At 71.1% G+C, this 17,699-nt stretch carries 18 protein-coding genes; 13 read left to right on the top strand and 5 right to left on the bottom strand.

Features of this window, described 5'->3' with window-relative positions:
- Nucleotides 1-7 precede the first annotated feature (7 nt).
- Genes ybeY through ACZ5VC_RS03710 form a run of 3 tightly spaced genes read left to right on the top strand, consistent with a single transcriptional unit; the run spans nucleotide 8 to nucleotide 2,141 of the window.
- The gene (ybeY, locus tag ACZ5VC_RS03720; protein WP_468705764.1) at nucleotides 8-505 is read left to right on the top strand and encodes an rRNA maturation RNase YbeY; all 498 of its coding nucleotides are present in this window, start codon (nucleotides 8-10) and stop codon (nucleotides 503-505) included.
- Entirely contained in the window at nucleotides 502-1,791 is a 1,290-nt protein-coding gene (locus tag ACZ5VC_RS03715; protein WP_469118469.1) for a hemolysin family protein, read from the top strand. The genes ybeY and ACZ5VC_RS03715 overlap by 4 nt, the downstream gene beginning before the upstream one ends.
- Entirely contained in the window at nucleotides 1,788-2,141 is a 354-nt protein-coding gene (locus ACZ5VC_RS03710) for an MmcQ/YjbR family DNA-binding protein (protein ID WP_469118468.1), read from the top strand. Before ACZ5VC_RS03715 ends, ACZ5VC_RS03710 begins: the two co-directional genes overlap by 4 nt.
- A gap of 57 nt (nucleotides 2,142-2,198) precedes the next feature.
- On the opposite strand, the gene ACZ5VC_RS03705 is transcribed toward ACZ5VC_RS03710, so the two are convergent.
- Nucleotides 2,199-3,623, bottom strand: a complete 1,425-nt coding sequence (locus ACZ5VC_RS03705; protein ID WP_469118467.1) for an MFS transporter — start codon at nucleotides 3,621-3,623, stop codon at nucleotides 2,199-2,201.
- A gap of 102 nt (nucleotides 3,624-3,725) precedes the next feature.
- On the opposite strand from ACZ5VC_RS03705, the gene ACZ5VC_RS03700 reads away from it, so the two are divergent.
- The 7 genes from ACZ5VC_RS03700 (at nucleotide 3,726) to era (ending at nucleotide 10,255) form a co-directional block, all read left to right on the top strand.
- The gene (locus ACZ5VC_RS03700; RefSeq protein ID WP_469118466.1) at nucleotides 3,726-4,613 is read left to right on the top strand and encodes a helix-turn-helix transcriptional regulator; all 888 of its coding nucleotides are present in this window, start codon (nucleotides 3,726-3,728) and stop codon (nucleotides 4,611-4,613) included.
- A 102-nt stretch (nucleotides 4,614-4,715) separates the two neighbouring features.
- Nucleotides 4,716-5,447, top strand: coding sequence for a hypothetical protein (locus ACZ5VC_RS03695; RefSeq protein WP_469118465.1), 732 nt, complete (start codon nucleotides 4,716-4,718; stop codon nucleotides 5,445-5,447).
- Nucleotides 5,448-5,474: 27 nt separating this feature from the next.
- Nucleotides 5,475-5,828, top strand: coding sequence for a cytidine deaminase (locus tag ACZ5VC_RS03690; RefSeq protein WP_469118464.1), 354 nt, complete (start codon nucleotides 5,475-5,477; stop codon nucleotides 5,826-5,828).
- Nucleotides 5,829-5,908: 80 nt separating this feature from the next.
- Complete coding sequence (locus tag ACZ5VC_RS03685; protein ID WP_469118463.1) at nucleotides 5,909-6,277, top strand: hypothetical protein; 369 nt, start codon at nucleotides 5,909-5,911, stop codon at nucleotides 6,275-6,277.
- Nucleotides 6,278-6,635: 358 nt separating this feature from the next.
- The gene (locus ACZ5VC_RS03680) at nucleotides 6,636-7,982 is read left to right on the top strand and encodes a beta-xylosidase (RefSeq protein WP_469118462.1); all 1,347 of its coding nucleotides are present in this window, start codon (nucleotides 6,636-6,638) and stop codon (nucleotides 7,980-7,982) included.
- A gap of 350 nt (nucleotides 7,983-8,332) precedes the next feature.
- Nucleotides 8,333-9,283 carry a DUF916 domain-containing protein gene (locus tag ACZ5VC_RS03675; RefSeq protein WP_469118461.1) on the top strand — a complete coding sequence of 317 codons (951 nt, stop codon included), beginning with the start codon at nucleotides 8,333-8,335 and terminating at the stop codon, nucleotides 9,281-9,283.
- Between the two features lie 30 nt (nucleotides 9,284-9,313).
- The gene (gene era / locus ACZ5VC_RS03670; RefSeq protein WP_469118460.1) at nucleotides 9,314-10,255 is read left to right on the top strand and encodes a GTPase Era; all 942 of its coding nucleotides are present in this window, start codon (nucleotides 9,314-9,316) and stop codon (nucleotides 10,253-10,255) included.
- 202 nt (nucleotides 10,256-10,457) lie between these two features.
- Here the strand turns inward: era and ACZ5VC_RS03665 are convergent, their stop codons facing one another.
- Nucleotides 10,458-11,186, bottom strand: a complete 729-nt coding sequence (locus tag ACZ5VC_RS03665; protein ID WP_469118459.1) for an SGNH/GDSL hydrolase family protein — start codon at nucleotides 11,184-11,186, stop codon at nucleotides 10,458-10,460.
- A gap of 85 nt (nucleotides 11,187-11,271) precedes the next feature.
- Here ACZ5VC_RS03665 and ACZ5VC_RS03660 point away from each other — a divergent pair, with 85 nt between their 5' ends.
- Nucleotides 11,272-11,913, top strand: a complete 642-nt coding sequence (locus ACZ5VC_RS03660) for a TetR/AcrR family transcriptional regulator (protein WP_469118458.1) — start codon at nucleotides 11,272-11,274, stop codon at nucleotides 11,911-11,913.
- Nucleotides 11,914-11,951: 38 nt separating this feature from the next.
- Here the strand turns inward: ACZ5VC_RS03660 and ACZ5VC_RS03655 are convergent, their stop codons facing one another.
- Together ACZ5VC_RS03655 and ACZ5VC_RS03650 are read right to left on the bottom strand one after the other, a co-directional pair.
- The gene (locus tag ACZ5VC_RS03655) at nucleotides 11,952-12,218 is read right to left on the bottom strand and encodes a protealysin inhibitor emfourin (RefSeq protein WP_469118457.1); all 267 of its coding nucleotides are present in this window, start codon (nucleotides 12,216-12,218) and stop codon (nucleotides 11,952-11,954) included.
- Nucleotides 12,219-12,221: 3 nt separating this feature from the next.
- A complete protein-coding gene (locus ACZ5VC_RS03650; protein ID WP_469118456.1) occupies nucleotides 12,222-13,283 on the bottom strand; it encodes a M4 family metallopeptidase in 1,062 nt (353 codons plus the stop codon).
- 292 nt (nucleotides 13,284-13,575) lie between these two features.
- On the opposite strand from ACZ5VC_RS03650, the gene leuA reads away from it, so the two are divergent.
- On the top strand, nucleotides 13,576-15,339 hold the full coding sequence (leuA, locus tag ACZ5VC_RS03645; protein WP_469118455.1) for a 2-isopropylmalate synthase: 1,764 nt from the start codon (nucleotides 13,576-13,578) through the stop codon (nucleotides 15,337-15,339).
- A gap of 181 nt (nucleotides 15,340-15,520) precedes the next feature.
- A complete protein-coding gene (locus ACZ5VC_RS03640) occupies nucleotides 15,521-16,216 on the top strand; it encodes a TerB family tellurite resistance protein (RefSeq protein WP_468705720.1) in 696 nt (231 codons plus the stop codon).
- Between the two features lie 13 nt (nucleotides 16,217-16,229).
- Here the strand turns inward: ACZ5VC_RS03640 and ACZ5VC_RS03635 are convergent, their stop codons facing one another.
- Nucleotides 16,230-17,624: an FAD-binding oxidoreductase gene (locus ACZ5VC_RS03635; RefSeq protein ID WP_469118454.1), complete on the bottom strand. Its 1,395-nt coding sequence runs from the start codon at nucleotides 17,622-17,624 to the stop codon at nucleotides 16,230-16,232.
- Between the last annotated feature and the right edge of the window lie 75 nt (nucleotides 17,625-17,699).

Below are 17,699 nucleotides of genomic sequence, written 5' to 3'. Positions count from 1 at the left end.
CCGCACCATGTCGATCGACGTCAACAACGAGTCCGGAACCGAGGTCGACGAGCAGGCGATCCTCGACATCGCCCGCTACGCGCTCACGCGGATGCGCATCCACCCGCTCTCCGAGCTCTCGGTGATCGTCGTGGATGCCGACGCCATGGAGCAGCTGCACATCCAGTGGATGGATCTGCCCGGCCCGACCGACGTCATGTCCTTCCCGATGGACGAGCTGCGCCCGCCGGCCAAGGACGACGAGGAGCCCCCTCAGGGCCTCCTCGGTGACATCGTGCTCTGCCCCGAGGTCGCCAAGCAGCAGGGCGAGGACGCGCCGACGCAGCACTCCATGGACGAGGAGCTCCAGCTCCTCACCGTCCATGGCGTGCTGCACCTGTTGGGCTACGACCACGAGGAGCCCGACGAGAAGGCCGAGATGTTCGGGCTCCAGGCGGCGATCGTGGACGGCTGGCGTGCGGAGAAGGGCCTCACCGGCCCCTCCCCGGCGCCGACCGTCTCATGAGCGCCCAGCTGATCCTCGGAGCCGTCGCCCTGGTCGTCGTGGCCTGGCTGGCCGCCTGCGCGGAGGCCGGCCTCGCCCGGGTCTCCATGTTCCGGGCCGCCGAGGCCGTACGGTCCGGGCGGCGCGGCGCGGACAAGCTCACCCAGGTCGCCTCCGACCCCACCCGCTATCTCAATGTGGCCCTGCTCGTCCGGGTAGCCTGCGAGATGGCGGCCGGTGTCCTGGTCACCTACGCCTGCCTGCAGGAGTTCTCCAAGACCTGGCAGGCGCTGACCGTGGCCATCGCGGTGATGGTGCTCGTGTCGTACGTCGCCGTGGGCGTCTCCCCCCGCACCATCGGCCGCCAGCACCCGCTGAACACCGCGACCGCGGCCGCCTACGTACTGCTTCCGCTGGCCAGGATCATGGGCCCGATCCCGCAGCTGCTGATCCTCCTCGGCAACGCCTTCACCCCCGGAAAGGGCTTCCGCAAGGGACCCTTCGCCTCCGAGGCCGAGCTGCGCGCCATGGTCGACCTGGCCGAGCAGGAGTCGCTGATCGAGGACGACGAGCGCCGCATGGTGCACTCCGTCTTCGAGCTCGGCGACACCCTCGTCCGCGAGGTGATGGTGCCCCGCACCGACCTGGTCTGCATCGAGCGCTTCAAGACCATCCGGCAGGCCCTCACCCTGGCCCTGCGCTCCGGCTTCTCCCGCATCCCGGTCACCGGCGAGAACGAGGACGACATCGTCGGGATCGTCTACCTCAAGGACCTGGTCCGCAAGACGCACATCAACCGGGACTCCGAGGCCGACCTGGTCTCCACCGCGATGCGGCCCGCCGCCTTCGTGCCCGACACCAAGAACGCCGGTGACCTGCTGCGCGAGATGCAGCAGGAGCGCAATCACGTCGCCGTCGTCATCGACGAGTACGGCGGCACGGCCGGCATCGTCACGATCGAGGACATCCTGGAGGAGATCGTCGGGGAGATCACCGACGAGTACGACCGGGAGCTGCCGCCGGTGCAGGACCTCGGCGGCGGGCGGTACCGGGTCACCGCCCGCCTCGACATCGGCGATCTCGGCGAGCTCTTCGGGATGGACGAGTACGACGACGAGGACGTCGAGACCGTCGGCGGACTGCTCGCCAAGGCGCTCGGCCGGGTCCCCATCGCGGGCGCGACGGCCCTGGTGCACCTGCCGGACGGGCGCGAACTGCGGCTGACCGCCGAGTCCACGGCCGGTCGGCGGAACAAGATCGTCACCGTACTGGTCGAGCCGACCGCGGCCGAGGGGGAGCCCGAGTGACACCGGAGCAGCTGCGCACGTTCTGTCTGGCGTTCAACGACGCGACGGAGGAATTCCCCTTCACGCCGGAGACGTCCGTCTTCAAGGTCGCCGGAAAGATGTTCGCGCTCGCGGCCCTGGACGCCCGGCCGCTGAAGGTCAATCTGAAGTGCGACCCGGAGATCGCGGTACGGCTGCGCGAGGAGCATCCCGCGATCGTGCCCGGCTGGCACATGAACAAGCGCCACTGGAACACCGTCACCGTGGGAGAGCTCCCGGACCGCATGGTCCGGGAGCTCGTCGAGGACTCCTACGATCTGGTCGTCGCGGGCCTGCCCAGGGCCGAGCGGCTGCGCCTCGACCGCCCCTAGGGCCCGCCTTTCGGATCTTGCCGGGCTCGCGTGCCCTGGCACACGCACCTGGGGCCCTCAGGCCCGCGCCTTGCGCAGGCCCGCCGCGACCAGCAGGGCCGTCGCGACGACGATCACCGCGTCCACCGCGAGGACCAGGCGCACGCCGGAGAAGAGATCTCCGCCCGTCGTGGCCAGCACCCCCAGCAGCGGGATGCCGACCGTGATGCCGACCTGCTGTGTCGTGGTCACGAGCCCGGTCGCCAAACCCTGCTCCTCGTTCGGCACGCCCGACGTCACCGTCAGGCCGTACGAGATGATCGCTCCCAGGTGGCACATGCTCGCCAGCGAGACGGCGGCCGTCGCGAGCAGCGCGCCGGAGTCCGTGCCGATGCCCAGCAGGGCTGCGACGAACACACCCTGGCCCAGGAGCGAGCCGACCAGTGTGCGACGGGCACCGAAGCGGCCGATCACCTTCGGGGTGAACGCCCCGGCCACGATCGACAGCACCCCCTGCACACCGAAGACCAGACCGGTCCGGAAGGCGCTGAGTCCCAGCGTCTCCTGGAGGTACAGGGTCAGGACGAAGATGACGGTGGACATCATCGAGAAGGTGATCAGGCCGCCCAGATTGCCGAAGGCGACGGTTCCCCGGCGCAGCATCGGCAGCGAGACCAGCGGCGCGGCGTGCCGCGACTCGACCAGGACGAACGCGGCCAGCAGCAGCAGTCCGACGACCAGCGTCACGAGGACGTCCGTCCCGCCGAACCCGCGCTCGGCGGCGGTGGACAGCGCGTAGATCAGCGCGAGCAGTCCGCCGGTGACGGTCACCGCGCCCGGCACGTCCAGACGCGGCCTCTCCAGAGTACGGGACTCGGGCAGCAGCCCGGGCGCCAGGGGCAGCACGATCAGCGTGAACAGGGCCAGCAGGCCCATCGTGGAACGCCAGCCCAGTGTGTCGGTCATGACCCCGCCCAGCACCATGCCGATGGTGAAGCCCAGCGACAGCAGCGTGCCGGAGATGCCCAGCGCCCGGGCGCGCTGCGGCCCCTCGGGGAAGGTCGTCGTCAGCAGGGACATCCCCGTCGGCACGATCGCGGCCGCGCCGATGCCCTGGAGCGCCCGCCCCGCCAGGAACGAGGAGGGGTCCCATGCGAACGTCGCCAGCAGCGAGGCCGCGCCGAACAGGGACAGACCCGTCAGGAACAGCTTCTTGCGCCCGTACAGGTCGCCGATCCGGCCGAAGAGCAGCAGAAATCCGCCGGACGGCAGCGCGAAGGCGGTGACCGCCCACTGCAGCGCGGACTGGTCGAGGCCCAGCTCGGGGCCGAGCACGGGCAGCGCCACATTCAGTACGGAGAAGTCGAGCGCGACCATGAACTGCGCCGCGCACAGCACGAAGAGGATGAGCTTGGCGCGGCCGGTGAGCCGCGGTGGAACGGCCGTGTCCGGCACGGCGGTCGGGGCCGTCGCGGGAGTCGGGGCGGAGGTGTCGATTGCCATGCCCCCACCCTCGGGCCCGGGGAACAGCGGTGGGGAGCGGGAACTTATCCTGTTGGTCGCACCACCAGGCATCAGGCGATCAGGCAGGGGGACAGCTCGCAGATGGCCACCACGCTCGAGAATCCGTCGATGAAGGCGCACCGACTCACCGAGCTGCGTGAGTTCCTGATGAGCCGTCGGGCCCGGGTCAGTCCGGCCGAGGCGGGGCTCCCGGACGGTGGCGCCCGCCGCCGCACGCCCGGCCTGCGCCGGGAGGAGGTGGCCGTCCTCGCCGGAGTCGGCGTCTCCTGGTACCAGTGGCTGGAGCAGGGCCGCGACATCACCGTCTCGCCGCAGGTACTGGACTCGGTGGCCCGGGTCCTGCGCCTCAGCGCCGCCGAGCGCCGCCATCTGTACGTCCTGGCCGCGCTCAACCCGCCCGCCCCGGAGGTGGATCCGGGCGCGCGGGACATGTGCCAGGGGCTGACCCGGCTGATCGACGCGTGGATGCCGTTCCCCGCGCACATCATGGACGCGTACTGGAACACCGTCATGTACAACGACTCCGCGTCGATCGTCCTCGGGATGCGCCCGGAGATCTCTCAGAACTGCCTGGTCGCCTTCTTCACCGACCCCATCTACCGTGATCGTGCGAAGAGTTGGGAAATCAACGCCCCTCGGGTCGTCGCGCAGTACAGGGCCGCGTGCTCGGAGGGCCCCGACGACGAGGGATTCCGGGCAGTCGTCGAGGAGGCGCGGGCGGTCAGCGAGGAGTTCTCCGCACTCTGGGAGCGGCGCGACATCACCCCCGGCGGCCAGACCCGCAAGGAACTCGAGCACCCCCTGGTCGGCACGCTGGTGGTGGAGTCCACTCAGCTGAGGGTCCCCGCCCGGCCGGACCTGACGATCGTGCTGCACACCCCGCTCCAGGAGGCGGACACGGCGGCGAAGCTGGAGTGGCTGGTGTCGCCACAGGGGCGGCGCGGGGCGATGTACCCCATGGCGGGCTGAGCGCGGGGCTGTCACCCGTGCCGTATATCCTCCTCGCCGTCCGGCCCGGGGGAGGGCCGTGACGCCCCTGCCACCCTCATACCCCCAAGGGGAGTACTCCTCGTGCGTACCCGTATGCGCCACGGTCTGGCCGCGGCCCTCACCGTCTCCGCGCTCTGTCTCACCTCCGCCTGTGCCGGCGGTTCCCAGGACTCCGACGCCAAGAAGCCGGCCGACGGGCAGACGGCCACCTCGGCGGCGCCCGCGCCCACCACTCCCGAGCCGGCGAAGCCGCTCACGGCCGCACAGATGAAGGCCGCGGCGCTCGGCGTCAAGGATCTGCCGGCCGGCTGGAGGGCCGCCAAGATCGAGCAGCCGGGCGGCGCCGCGACGGCGGACAAGCCCGAGTGCGCCCCGATAGCCGCCATGCTCGCCGACAAGGTGTCCGGCGCGCTGATGGGTCCGAACCTGGAGTTCGAGCGCGACAAGGGCGACACCACCTTCGCCCAGCAGGTCTTCACCTACCAGGGCAGCGGTGCCACCGACTACCTGAAGGAGATCACCACCGCGCTGGCGAGCTGCACCTCGTTCACCGCCCGGCAGGACGGCATGGAGCTCTCGGCCAAGGTCGAGAAGCTCACCGCCCCGGCCGCCGGGGAGGAAGCTCTGGCGTTCCGGCTGAAGCTGGACATCGCCGAGGCGTCGGTGAAGTTCGAGGCCAACATGTTCGTGGCCCGCCAGGGCGCCGGCGTGACCCGGCTCGCGCACCTGCCCGCCGACGCCTCCGGTCACAAGGACTTCGCCGCCCTGGCCAAGCTCGCGGGCGACAAGTTCACCAAGGCTGCCCAGAGCTGATCGCGGGCGCCGTCTTATCCTCGGTCCATGACACAGAGCAGCGATCTCGGCGCCGAGGACCTCAAGATCATCACGCTGGCGCGCAGCGCCCGCGCCCGCAACGGTGTGCCCGAGGGCGCGGCCGTACGGGACGAGACGGGGCGGACCTATGTCGCGGGGACGGTGGCGCTGGAATCGCTCCAGCTGAGCGCGCTCCAGACCGCCGTCGCCATGGCGGTCGCCAGCGGCGCCCGGTCGTTGGAGGCCGCCGCGGTCGTCTCGGACGCCGAGGCGGCCTCCGACGCGGACCGGGCGGCGGTGCGCGACCTGGGCGGCCCGCAGACGCCGGTGCTGCTGGCGGGCCCCGACGGGGCGCTGCGCTCTTCGGTGACGGCGGGCTGACGCAGCCGGTGGGGAAGGCTCCGACCGGCCACGGATCGCGCCGGAACACGACGGTCGTCCTGTGCGTTGGTCTCGTCGGCGTGCTGATCAACACCGTCGACGGGGTGATGAGGCAGCGGGTGGCGCCGCACGACGCGTTTGCGCTGCTTCTCTCCCTGTGGGCGGGAGCCGAACTGCTGAAGGGCCGCAGGCCCCGGGCCCGTCGGGCGCTCCGGGGCGCCGCGGCGGTGGTGACGGTCGCCGCCGGTCTGGCCGCCGGAATCCCGGCGGCGGTCGCGCTCGTACGTGGCGACCCGTTCGACTGGCTCGACCTCGCGCTCGGCGTCTGTGTGGTGCTGGGTGCGGCGCTCGGGGGCGCGGCCCTTGTCGGCCGCCTCAGGGCGCGCGGGACCGTCGCTCCCCAAGGGGCGGCAAGGCGGGTCGCTCCCCAGGCGCCGGCGCGACGGTGATGGGCCCAAGAATCACCGGACCTTCTCTTGCCATCGGGACCCGCTCGCGCATCAATGACAGCGGGACATCCGACGGGCCGTCAGATGCCCCTGCCGAGCCGGACGGGGCCGGACCGGGCGCGAGCCCGCGCCGGCGTCGCGCCCGGCTCGGCCGCCGGGACCGTCCGTCGTCGGCCGACAGCTCCGCACTCCAGGGCCGGCGCCGCCGTGTCGGTGGCGCCGGTCCCCGTGCTGACCTGCGCAAACGCGGATCTTGACAGTATCTGATGGGTCATCAGGGAATGCGGCCCGATGCCATTGACTTCTCCCTCCCCGCAGCCGTCAATGGCGCCCTCTCATCCCTCAGGAGGGGGCACACATGGCATCCCTGCTCATCCCGAGATCCAGCGGTCGAAAACGCCGCTGGACAGCCGTCCTGGGTGTGGCCGCGCTCGCGGTCACCGCCGGCGGCGCGCTCGCCGCACCGGCCGGCGCGCTGGCGACCGCGTCCCAGGCGGTCGACTTCCCCACGCACTGCGTACCGCCGCCGATCGCCGGCATCCCGCCCATCGACGGCACGACCACCGCCAAGATCACTGTCGACAAACCCACCCCGAAGGTGGGCGACTCGGTCACCGTCACCTACACGGTCACCAAGCCCGCCGCGAGCAACCCGGTCGACCTGGCCCTGCCCGCCGACATCATGACGCCCAGCGGAAAGGTCGCCCTCGGCGGCGCCCAGACCGGCGCGGTCACGGTCACCGGCCCCAAGAAGAACCCGCCGGTGCCCGGCAAGGGCACCTTCCCCGAGTTCTCGATGACCGGCACGTTCACGGTCACCGCCCCGGGGTCGATCACCCTCTCGCCCGGTGACTACAACATCCACACCAGCTACATCATGGAGCTGGACACCCCCTGTACGGTCACCAATCCGCCCGCCCCCGTCTCCGAGACGGTCGTCGCGTCCCCGCAGCCGGGGGCCAACGAGCGGGCCGTCCAGCTCGGCACCGCCTCCGGCGCACCGGGCGCGCAGGTCGCCGTCACCGGCGCAAAGTTCACCCCGCTCGCCGAGGTGACGGTCGCCGGACGGGCCGGGGCCGCCGAGACCGCCGACAGGACGACGGTCACGACGGACAGTGCGGGCGGCTTCACCGCGAGCCTCAAGGTCAGCGACAAGGCGACCACCGGGATCGTGGCGTACGAGGGCGCCGACTGGAACGCCGACAAGGGCGCCGGACCGGCGGCGTACACCGTCATCGACGACACCCCGCCGCCGCCGGGCAGCCAGAAGCTCACCTCCGCGGTCACCGCGGGCGAGCTGTCCATGTCCCAGGCGGGCGACACCGTCCGGATGTCGGCCGTCGACTTCGGCCGGGGCGGCGCGTCCACCGGCGACCTGCGGACCGTGACGGTCAAGGACTTCCGCGGCGGCCCCGCCGGCTGGTCCCTCACCGGAAAGGTCACCGATTTCACCGGCCCGGGCGGCTCCATCGCCGCCGACAAGCTGAGCTGGACGCCGGCCTGCACCACCAAGCAGGGCAGCCCGAGCACCTGCGCGCCCGGCTCCGCCGGGACCGTGGGCGGCGGGGGAGCGACCCTGGCCTCCACGCCGAACGGGGCGCTCACCGGCGGCGAGTTCACCGTCGACGCCAAGCTCTCGCTCGACGTCCCGGCGTTCACGGCACCCGGTTCGTACGCGGGAGTCCTGACGCTCACGCTCACCTGACCCGGTCGCACCGTTTGACTCAGTCGCACCGATCAAGGCGAGTGAGCCAAAGGGGCGCGCGGGTGTCGAAAGGGGGTCCCCCCGTCGAAGGTAGGGGGAGCGCGGAGGTCCCAGGTCCTGACGCTCACGGACCCGGCGCTCACCGATCAAGGCGAGTGAGCCAAAGGGGCGCGCGGGTGTCGAAAGGGAGAACGCGCGGAGGTCCCGAGGAACGAGGGACCGAGCAGGATCGACCGTCGACACACGCTGAAAGCGCCCCGGAGGCGAACCGAGCCTTCAAATAACAACGCGGGCCGGGCGCGCACCCGGTCGGCCCGCTCCGCCTCGACCCGTCCCCTGGGGGCCGCACCGTGCGTCGCAAGCTGTACGTCCTCCTCGTCATCGGCGCGCTCTTCCTCGTCTCCGCGCCCACGACCCTCGCCCGGGCCGCCGAGAACAGCGAATGGTCCGTCTACCCGGCCGCCTCCGAACTCGGCAGGCGGCCCTACTTCTATCTCGCCGCCGACCCCGGCACGACCCTCCGCGACGAGGTCACCGTCAGCAACAAGAGCGCCGCCCCTCTGACCTTCCGGCTGTACGGCGCCGACGCGTACAACACCGAGCGGGATGGCGGCTTCGCGGTCCGCACCGAGAAGGAGCCGCAGCGCGGCGCCGGCGCCTGGATGAAGCCCGCCCGAAGCCGCGTCACCGTCCCGGCGCACGGCAAGGTCACCGTGCCCGTCACCCTCACCGTCCCGGCGGACGCCGAGCCCGGCGACCACCCCGGGGCCCTGGTCGCCCTCGACGAGCGCGTCTCCCGCACGGCCGACGGGTCCGTCGCGGTAGGTGTGCGGCGCGCGGTCGGCGCCCGGATCTATCTGCGCGTGAACGGGCCGACCGTCCCCGCGCTCGCCGTCGAGGACGTCACCCTCTCCCAGGACCGGCCCCTCGTCCCCGGCACCCGCGAGAGCAGCGCCCTCATCTCGTACACGCTCCACAACCGGGGCAATGTCACACTCAACCCCAAGGTCGCCCTGAAGGCCGAGGGCCTGTTCGGCCGGACGCTGCTCGACCGCGATCTCGCCCGGATCCCCTCCGAGCTGCTGCCCCGCCAGAAGATCCGGCTCACCGAGCGCTGGGCGGGCTCACCGCAGTTCGACTGGGGCGAGGTGACCCTGACGGCCAGCGCCAAGGATGTCCGCGAGTCCGCGCGCGCGGGGTTCGTCGCGCTGCCCTGGCTGGTCGGCGCGGTGGTCCTGGCGGCGGGCGCGGCGGCGCTCGGGTGGACGGTGGTGCGGCGTCACCGGGCACTCGGTACGTGAGCGCCGCCGGGATCGGGGAGAATGACCCCCATGAGCGCTCGTACTGATGAGAACAACGCCCCGCACCGGGCCGGCTTCGCCTGCTTCGTCGGCCGTCCCAACGCGGGCAAGTCGACCCTGACGAACGCTCTGGTCGGACAGAAGGTGGCCATCACCTCCAGCCGGCCGCAGACCACCCGGCACACCGTCCGCGGCATCGTGCACCGCCCGGACGCGCAGCTGATCCTGGTGGACACCCCCGGTCTCCACAAGCCGCGGACCTTGCTCGGCGAGCGGCTCAACGACGTCGTGCGGACCACCTGGGCCGAGGTCGACGTCATCGGCTTCTGCCTGCCCGCCGACCAGAAGCTCGGCCCCGGCGACCGTTTCATCGCCAAGGAGCTCGCCGGGATCAAGAAGACCCCCAAGGTCGCCATCGTCACCAAGACGGACCTGGTCGACTCCAAGACCCTGGCGGAGCAGCTCATCGCCATCGACCAGCTCGGCAAGGAGCTCGGCTTCGAGTGGCAGCAGATCGTCCCGGTCTCCGCGGTCGGCAACAGTCAGGTCGACCTGGTCGCCGACCTGCTGATCCCGCTGCTCCCGGAGAGCCCGCCGCTCTACCCGGAGGGCGACCTCACGGACGAGCCGGAGATGGTCATGGTCGCGGAGCTGATCCGTGAGGCGGCGCTGGAGGGCGTACGGGACGAGCTGCCGCACTCGATCGCGGTGGTCGTCGAGGAGATGATCCCGCGTGAGGACCGCCCGGCGGACAAGCCGCTGCTGGACATCCACGCCAACGTCTACATCGAGCGCCCGAGCCAGAAGGGCATCATCATCGGCCCGAAGGGCAGCCGCCTCAAGGAGGTCGGCATGAAGTCCCGCAAGCACATCGAGGCGCTCCTGGGCACACCGGTCTTCCTGGACCTCCATGTGAAGGTCGCGAAGGACTGGCAGCGCGATCCGAAGCAGCTGCGGAAGCTGGGCTTCTGAGCGGGGGCCGGTGACGTCGGCCGGAGGCCGGCGGGGGCGCTCGAAGCCCGTGAGGCCTCCCGGGGCCGACCGGTGCGAGGGCGGCCATGGGGAGGGGTCCCGAAGCGGCTGCGGAGCTGGGCTTCTGAGGGGGCCGGTGACGGTCGGCCGGCCCGTCCCCGGTGCGGCCGGTGCGGCGGCAGCCCTGGGGTGGCGCGGGTGATCAGGCCCGTAGCAGCCGCGCGAGGTCGGTTTCCGTGTCCGTCTCGATGAGGGTCGCGATTCCCGCCGCCAGATTGCGCGCCCAGCCCCGGTAGCCGGGCACCGACGGGTGGAAGCGGTCGGCGGCCAGCCAGTCGCCGGCGTAGCGGGGCGGCCCGCTCGACGGGATGTGGAAGAGCGCGTTCCCCTGTCGCGCCACCGCCTTCAGCTGCCGGTCGAGCAGGCGTACGTACACCCCGAAGGGCCGCCGCAGTCGCGGTGGCAGCCCACCGTGGGCGTCCAGCTCGGGAAGCCCCGCGAAGGCGATCGCCACGTCGTGGCCGAGGCGCAGCCGGATCTCCCGCACCAGCCGCCGCACCTCGCTGCGCAGGGCGCGGGGGCGGCGGCCGCGCATGGCGTCGTTCGTGCCGGCCGAGAGCAGGATCAGGTCGGGCTGCCAGCGCTCAGTGGGTTCGGTGAGCCGGTTCATCAGGCTCTCCCCGATCTCCCGGACGGTGGCGCCGGAGCGCGCGACGACCCGCCAGCTGACGGAACGGCCGGTCAGGGCGGTCACGGCGGTGGCGACCTGGCCCGCGAGAGCGTCCCGGTGGTCGGTGGTCCCGACCCCCGCGGCGGTGGAGTCCCCGAGCAGCAGCAGGCGCAGCGGCGGGCCGAACCCGGGCGTGGTGCCACTGTCCCCGCTCGCGTCGGGCAACCGCGGTGTTCTGGGCCGCAGCCTCTGCTTGATCATCGAGAGCACGATCCGATGCCTCCCCGTTCGGTGGGCGCACGCTTCCATAACGCTGTTATGCCCATAACAGCGTTATGCTGCTCGCGTGTCAACCACGATGCGTCGCAAGCTCCTCGACGAAGCCGCCCGGATCCTGGCCGAACAAGGACCCGCCGCGCTCAGTGCGCGCCGTCTCGTCCAGGCCGCCGGAGCCTCCACCATGGCCGTCTACACCCACTTCGGTTCCATGGCCGAGCTGGTGAGAGAGGTGATGCGGGAGGGCTTCGAGCGGTTTCGGGCCCGCCTGCGGGTGGTGGAGGAGGCGGAGGGGGACGACCCGGTGGCCGGCCTGACCCGGCTCTGCGCCACGTATCAGGAGTTCGCCCGGGCCGAACCGGACGTCTACGCCGTCATGTTCGGCGGTTCGCGGCTGGCCGGCTTCGCCTTCACCGACGAGGACCGGGCGATGGGGGTGGACGTCCTGCGCGTCCCGCACGCCGCGATCCGCCGCTGTGTGGCGGCGGGCCGCTTCCGGCGTGGTGACGAGGGCGAGACGTCATTGCTGGCGTGGCAGCTGTGGTGCCAGATGCACGGCCTCGCCCAACTGGAAGCCGCCGGCTACTTCGTCGGCCGGCACAGCGCCGCGGTGACCTTGTCAGCGCTGATGCGCGACTTCGCCGTGGCGGCCGGCGACGACCCACAGTCCGCGACGGCCTCGGTGGCATCGGCGACGACGCCGGCAGCCTGAGCGCCCGACGGCCTCCCGAGCAACCCCCCGCCGCAGCCCTACGCGCCCTCCTTGAGGACGCGGGAGATCAGTTCGCGCTGCTCCCGCGTCAGGTCCGGGTCCGCGCAGTACACCGTCCGGCCGTCGACGGTGATCTCGTAGGCGAAGCCGTCCGGCACGCCCACCGGTGGTCCGTCCCCGGCGCAGGCGACCGCCTCCGCGGCCAGGGCGTGCCACTCCGCGGCATCGGGCCGTCCCGAGGTGTCCACCTCGGCGTACCGCTCGATGCCGCCGAATCCTCCCGTGCGTCGTACCTGGATACGCATGGGCTACTCGATACCCACCCCCACCTGGGACCACGCCTTGACCACGGCCTCGTGCTCCGCCGCCTCGCCGTAGCGCGCGGCGGCCGCCGCCACCGAGGCCTTCGCGAAGTCGGTGAAGCTCGCGTCGACCTGCAGGGCGCCGCCAGTCAGGACGTCGTACCAGATCTGTCCCGCGCGCTCCCAGGCGTAGCCACCGAGGGCCGTGGCCAGCAGGTAGAAGGCGTGGTTCGGGATGCCGGAGTTGATGTGAACGCCGCCGTTGTCGCGGCCCGTGCGGACGTAGTCCTCCATCTTCGCGGGCTGCGGGTCCTTGCCGAGGACGTCGTCGTCGTACGCCGTGCCGGGCGCCTTCATCGATCGCAGCGCGACGCCCTGGACGTTCTCGTGGAGCAGGCCCGCGCCGATCAGCCAGTCGGCCTCGGCGGCGGTCTGGCCGAGGGCGTACTGCTTCACCAGTGAGCCGAAGACGTCCGAGACGGACTCGTTCAGCGCCCCGGGCTGACCGAAGTAGGTCAGATTGGCGGTGTACTGCGTGACGCCGTGGGCCAGTTCGTGGCCGATGACGTCGACGGGGATCGTGAAGTCGAGGAAGATCTCGCCGTCACCGTCGCCGAACACCATCTGCTCGCCGTTCCAGAAGGCGTTGCCGTAGTTCTCGTCGTAGTGGACCGTCGCGTCCAGCGGCAGCCCGGATCCGTCGATGGAGTCGCGCGCGTACGCCTTCATGAAGAGGTCGAACGTCGCGCCGAGGCCCGCGAACGCGCGGTTGACGGTGGCGTCCTGCGTGGGCTGGTCGCCCTCGCCGCGGACTCTGGTGCCCGGCAGGGTCGTCCCGTGCCCGGCGTCGTGGACCGTCCGATGGGGCTTGCCCTCCTCCGCCCCGGCGGGCGCCGCGACGGGCCGGGCTCCGGTGACGGTGGTCAGGCGGCGGCTGGTGCGGTGGGCCGAGTCCGCGACGAGGGTGCGGCGGGCGGCCTCGGCGACGGCCGGATTCTCGGCGCGCGCGAGCTTGTCGAGGAGATGCGGCGGGACGATGGTGCAGAAGACGGGCTGAATGGCATCCATGTCCGGACTGTGGCACTGAGTCATCAAGCTGTCACTAGATGCGACGAGGATTGGTGAAATGGAGTGATGCATCACTGTTTGGGCTTGACGACCCACGTGTCCCGCATACTGATACGGGACCGGCGCTCTTGGCGCCCCTCGGCTAGGCTGCGGTCATCATGCGTTTCGGGCTGCTTCTCCTTAGCTGCCGCGGCGAGGGCCTGTAGTCGTAGGCCGACCCCCTCCCCGCGGGATCTGGTGTTGCGTTCGACAGTCGGCCGTCCCCCCGCAGGACCCCGAGGAGCCCTACGCAATGACTCAGTCCCAGTGGATCGGCCGTCCCACCCCGATCACCAACGAGACCCACACTCAGAAGCCCTCCGGGATGCCCGTGCACAAATACGGCGTCTACGAGCAGGTGGACATCCCCGACCGCACCTGGCCGGACGCGCGGATCACCAAGGCGCCCCGCTGGCTGTCGACCGACCTGCGCGACGGCAACCAGGCGCTGATCGACCCGATGAGCCCCGCCCGCAAGCGCGAGATGTTCGACCTGCTGGTGCGCATGGGCTACAAGGAGATCGAGGTCGGCTTCCCGTCCTCCGGTGAGACCGACTTCGCGTTCGTACGGTCGATCATCGAAGAGGGCGCGATCCCCGAGGACGTGACCATCTCCGTCCTGACCCAGGCCCGCGAGGACCTGATCGAGCGGACCGTGGAGTCGCTGCGCGGCGCCCACCGGGCCACCGTGCACCTGTACAACGCGACCGCGCCGACCTTCCGCCGGGTCGTCTTCCGGGGTTCCAAGGACGACATCAAGCAGATCGCCGTCGACGGCACCCGTCTGGTGATGGAGTACGCCGACAAGATCCTGGGTCCGGAGACCACCTTCGGCTACCAGTACAGCCCGGAGATCTTCACCGACACCGAGCTGGACTTCGCCCTGGAGGTCTGCGAGGCGGTCTGTGACGTCTGGCAGCCCGGCCCGGGCCGCGAGATCATCCTGAACCTGCCCGCCACCGTGGAGCGTTCGACGCCGTCCACGCACGCGGACCGCTTCGAGTGGATGTCGCGCAACCTGTCCCGGCGCGAATACGTCTGTCTGTCCGTGCACCCCCACAACGACCGCGGCACCGCCGTCGCCGCCGCCGAGCTGGCGATCATGGCCGGCGCGGACCGGATCGAGGGCTGCCTGTTCGGCCAGGGCGAGCGCACCGGCAACGTGGACCTGGTGACCCTCGGGATGAACCTGTTCTCGCAGGGCATCGACCCGCAGATCGACTTCTCGCAGATCGACGAGATCCGCCGGACCTCCGAGTACTGCAACCAGATGGAGGTCCACCCGCGCCACCCCTACGCGGGCGACCTGGTCTACACCGCCTTCTCCGGCTCCCACCAGGACGCCATCAAGAAGGGCTTCGACGCCATGGAGGCCGACGCGGCCGCCGCGGGCAAGACCGTCGACGACATCGAGTGGGCCGTGCCGTACCTGCCGATCGACCCGAAGGACGTCGGCCGCTCGTACGAGGCCGTCATCCGGGTCAACTCGCAGTCCGGCAAGGGCGGTATCGCCTACGTCCTGAAGAACGACCACAAGCTGGACCTGCCGCGCCGGATGCAGATCGAGTTCTCGAAGATCATCCAGACGATGACCGACACCGAGGGCGGCGAGGTCACGCCGAAGGCCATCTGGTCCGTCTTCCAGGACGAGTACCTGCCCAACCCGGCGAACCCGTGGGGACGCATCCAGCTGCGCTCGGGCCAGACCACGACCGACAAGGACGGCACGGACACGCTGACCGTCGAGGCCGTCGTGGACGGCACCGACACCGTGCTGACCGGCAGCGGCAACGGTCCGATCTCCGCGTTCTTCGCGGCGCTGCAGGACATCGGCATCGACGCCCGTCTGCTGGACTACCAGGAGCACACCATGAGCGAGGGGGCCAGCGCGCAGGCCGCCTCGTACATCGAATGCGCCATTGACGGAAAGGTCCTGTGGGGCATCGGAATCGACGCCAACACGACGCGTGCCTCGCTGAAGGCGGTCATCTCCGCAGTCAACCGCGCTGCTCGCTAGCCAGCCATACGGGTCGGCGGCCTCTGTCGCCCCCGATTCGACGAAGCCCGCCCGCCTTTCCGGCAGGCGGGCTTCGGCCATGTCGAGCGCGTTCTCACGACGAGGTACTGACGCCACATCACCGATGTGGCTAACATCACGCCAACGCGGCAGTGTTGCCGGAACGTGACGGAGGTGCGTCGTGCGGTCAGCCCGGGGATCAGGTGGCGGAAAAGTGGGCGTCTGCGGCATTCGCACTTCTTGGAACACCATCGGTGACGGTGAGTTCTTCTGCCCCGACTGCGGAGGCGACCGCAATTACCGCCGCCGCACCGGCCGGCGCCGCTTCGCCTTCTTCGGTGTCCCGCTGATGCCGCGCGGCTTCACCGGACCCGTCGTCGAATGCGCCGCGTGTCATACCCACTTCGGTACCGAGGTCCTGGACCACCCCACCACCAGCCGCTTCTCGGCGATGCTCCGCGACGGCGTGCACACCGTCGCCCTCGCCGTCCTCGCCGCGGGCGGCACCTCCTCCCGGACGGTCGTGGAGACCGCGGTCTCGGCGGTGCGGGCGGCCGGGTTCGAGGAGTGCACCGGTGATCAGCTGACCTCCCTGGTCGAGGCCCTGGCCGCGGACACCGGCAGATTCATCCCGGACGCCGGCCCGTGCGGCGCGGCCCTCGCCATCGAACTCCACGAGGCCCTGGAGCCCCTCTCGCCCCACCTGGCACCGGCCGGGCGGGAGTCGATCCTCACCCAGGGCGCGCGGATCGCCCTCGCGGACGGCCCCTACAGCCCGGCGGAGAGGGACGTCCTGACCACTGTCGGCAACGCGCTGCAACTGGGCGCGGACGACACGGCCCGGCTCCTCGCGGCCGCCTCGCGCACACCGTTCTAGTCCCCCTCCCGCCCTACGGGGCGACGTTGTGATTGACCCGGAAGAGGTTCCCGGGGTCGTACCGGCCCTTGATCGCCCGCAACCGTTCGTAGTTCTGGCGGTAGTTGGCCCGGACCCGGTCCTGGTCGTCGGCATCGAGGAAGTTGATGTAGCCGGCCTCCTCGGTGTACGGGCGCAGCGCCGCGTCGTAGGCGCGCGTCCAGGCGACATTGCGCTCGGTGTCGGCGGGATCGGTGTAGCTGGCGCCGAAGGCCGTGGAGAAGAGCGCGTCGCGGTAGGCGAAGGCGGTGTCGCCCGGGCCGACGCGGTGGCAGGCGCCGTCGATCGGGAAGATCACGGTCTGCGTGTGCATCGACGGGATCGTCTCCCCGTACGTCATATGGGCATCGATCGCACCGTCGGACAGCTCCTTGCTGAAGTTGCCCTTCCAGTAGTGGAAGAGTCCCGGCGGCAGATCCTCGTCGAAGAGGGTGTTGATCACCGGGTACGGCATCCGGTCCACGGCCTGCCCGACGACCTTCCCCAGCCCGGCGAGAGCGGCGCGGACCTTCTCGTCCCCCTCGACCGGACCGCTGAAGCAGGTCAGAACTCCACAGACCGGCCGACCGTGCCAGCGCTCCGGCAGGAACGGCAGCTGAGGGCCGAGGAACACGGCGAAGAGGGTGTTCAGCTCCTCCGGGGACTCGGCGTTCAGCTCCTGCCAGCGGCGGGCGACATCACCGTCGAGCGGATAGAGCGTGACACCGCCGAAGATGTCGTCCACCGGGTGAAGCCGGTACTCGAGCGACGTCACGACGCCGAAGTTGCCGCCTCCGCCGCGCAACGCCCAGAAAAGGTCGCTCTCGTGGCGCTCGTCGCAGGTCACGAAGGTGCCGTCGGCGGTCACCACGTCGGCCGAGACGAGGTTGTCGCAGCTCAGGCCGCAGCGGCGGGAGAGCGTGCCCATGCCGCCGCCGAGGGTCAGGCCGCCGATGCCGGTCGTGGAGACGACACCGCCGGTGGTGGCGAGGCCGAACGGATGGGTCGCGTGGTTGAAGTCGCCCCACGTGCAGCCGCCCTCGGCGCGGGCGGTCCGGGCCTCGGGGTCGACACGGACCGCGCGCATCCGGGTCAGGTCGGCGACGACGCCGCCGTCACAGGTGCCGTATCCGGCGGCCGAGTGGCTGCCGCCGCGGATCGCGAGCGGCAGCCCGTTGTCACGGGCGAAGCCGACGGCGGCGATCACGTCACCGGCGTCGACGGCCCGCACCACGACCGCGGGGTGGCGGTCGTGCATCGCGTTGTAGACGTGGCGGGCCTGTTCGTACGAGGGGTCGCCCGGCGCGACGACCTCGCCGCGCACGGCGGCGCGCAGCAGCTCCAGGGGCAGATCCGCGAGGTCGGGGGGTGGGGTGGCGAGTGTGCTCATGATGCGCCCTTCAGGAGTGCGGGGACGTGTCCTCGCTGTGCCTGTCGCGCGGGGCCGCCGGTCCCGCGCGCCTCA

This window comes from Streptomyces sp. NPDC033174, from assembly GCF_055577795.1.
The sequence above is the reverse complement of the archived record's forward strand: the minus strand, read 5'-3'. Positions and strand labels throughout refer to the sequence as shown.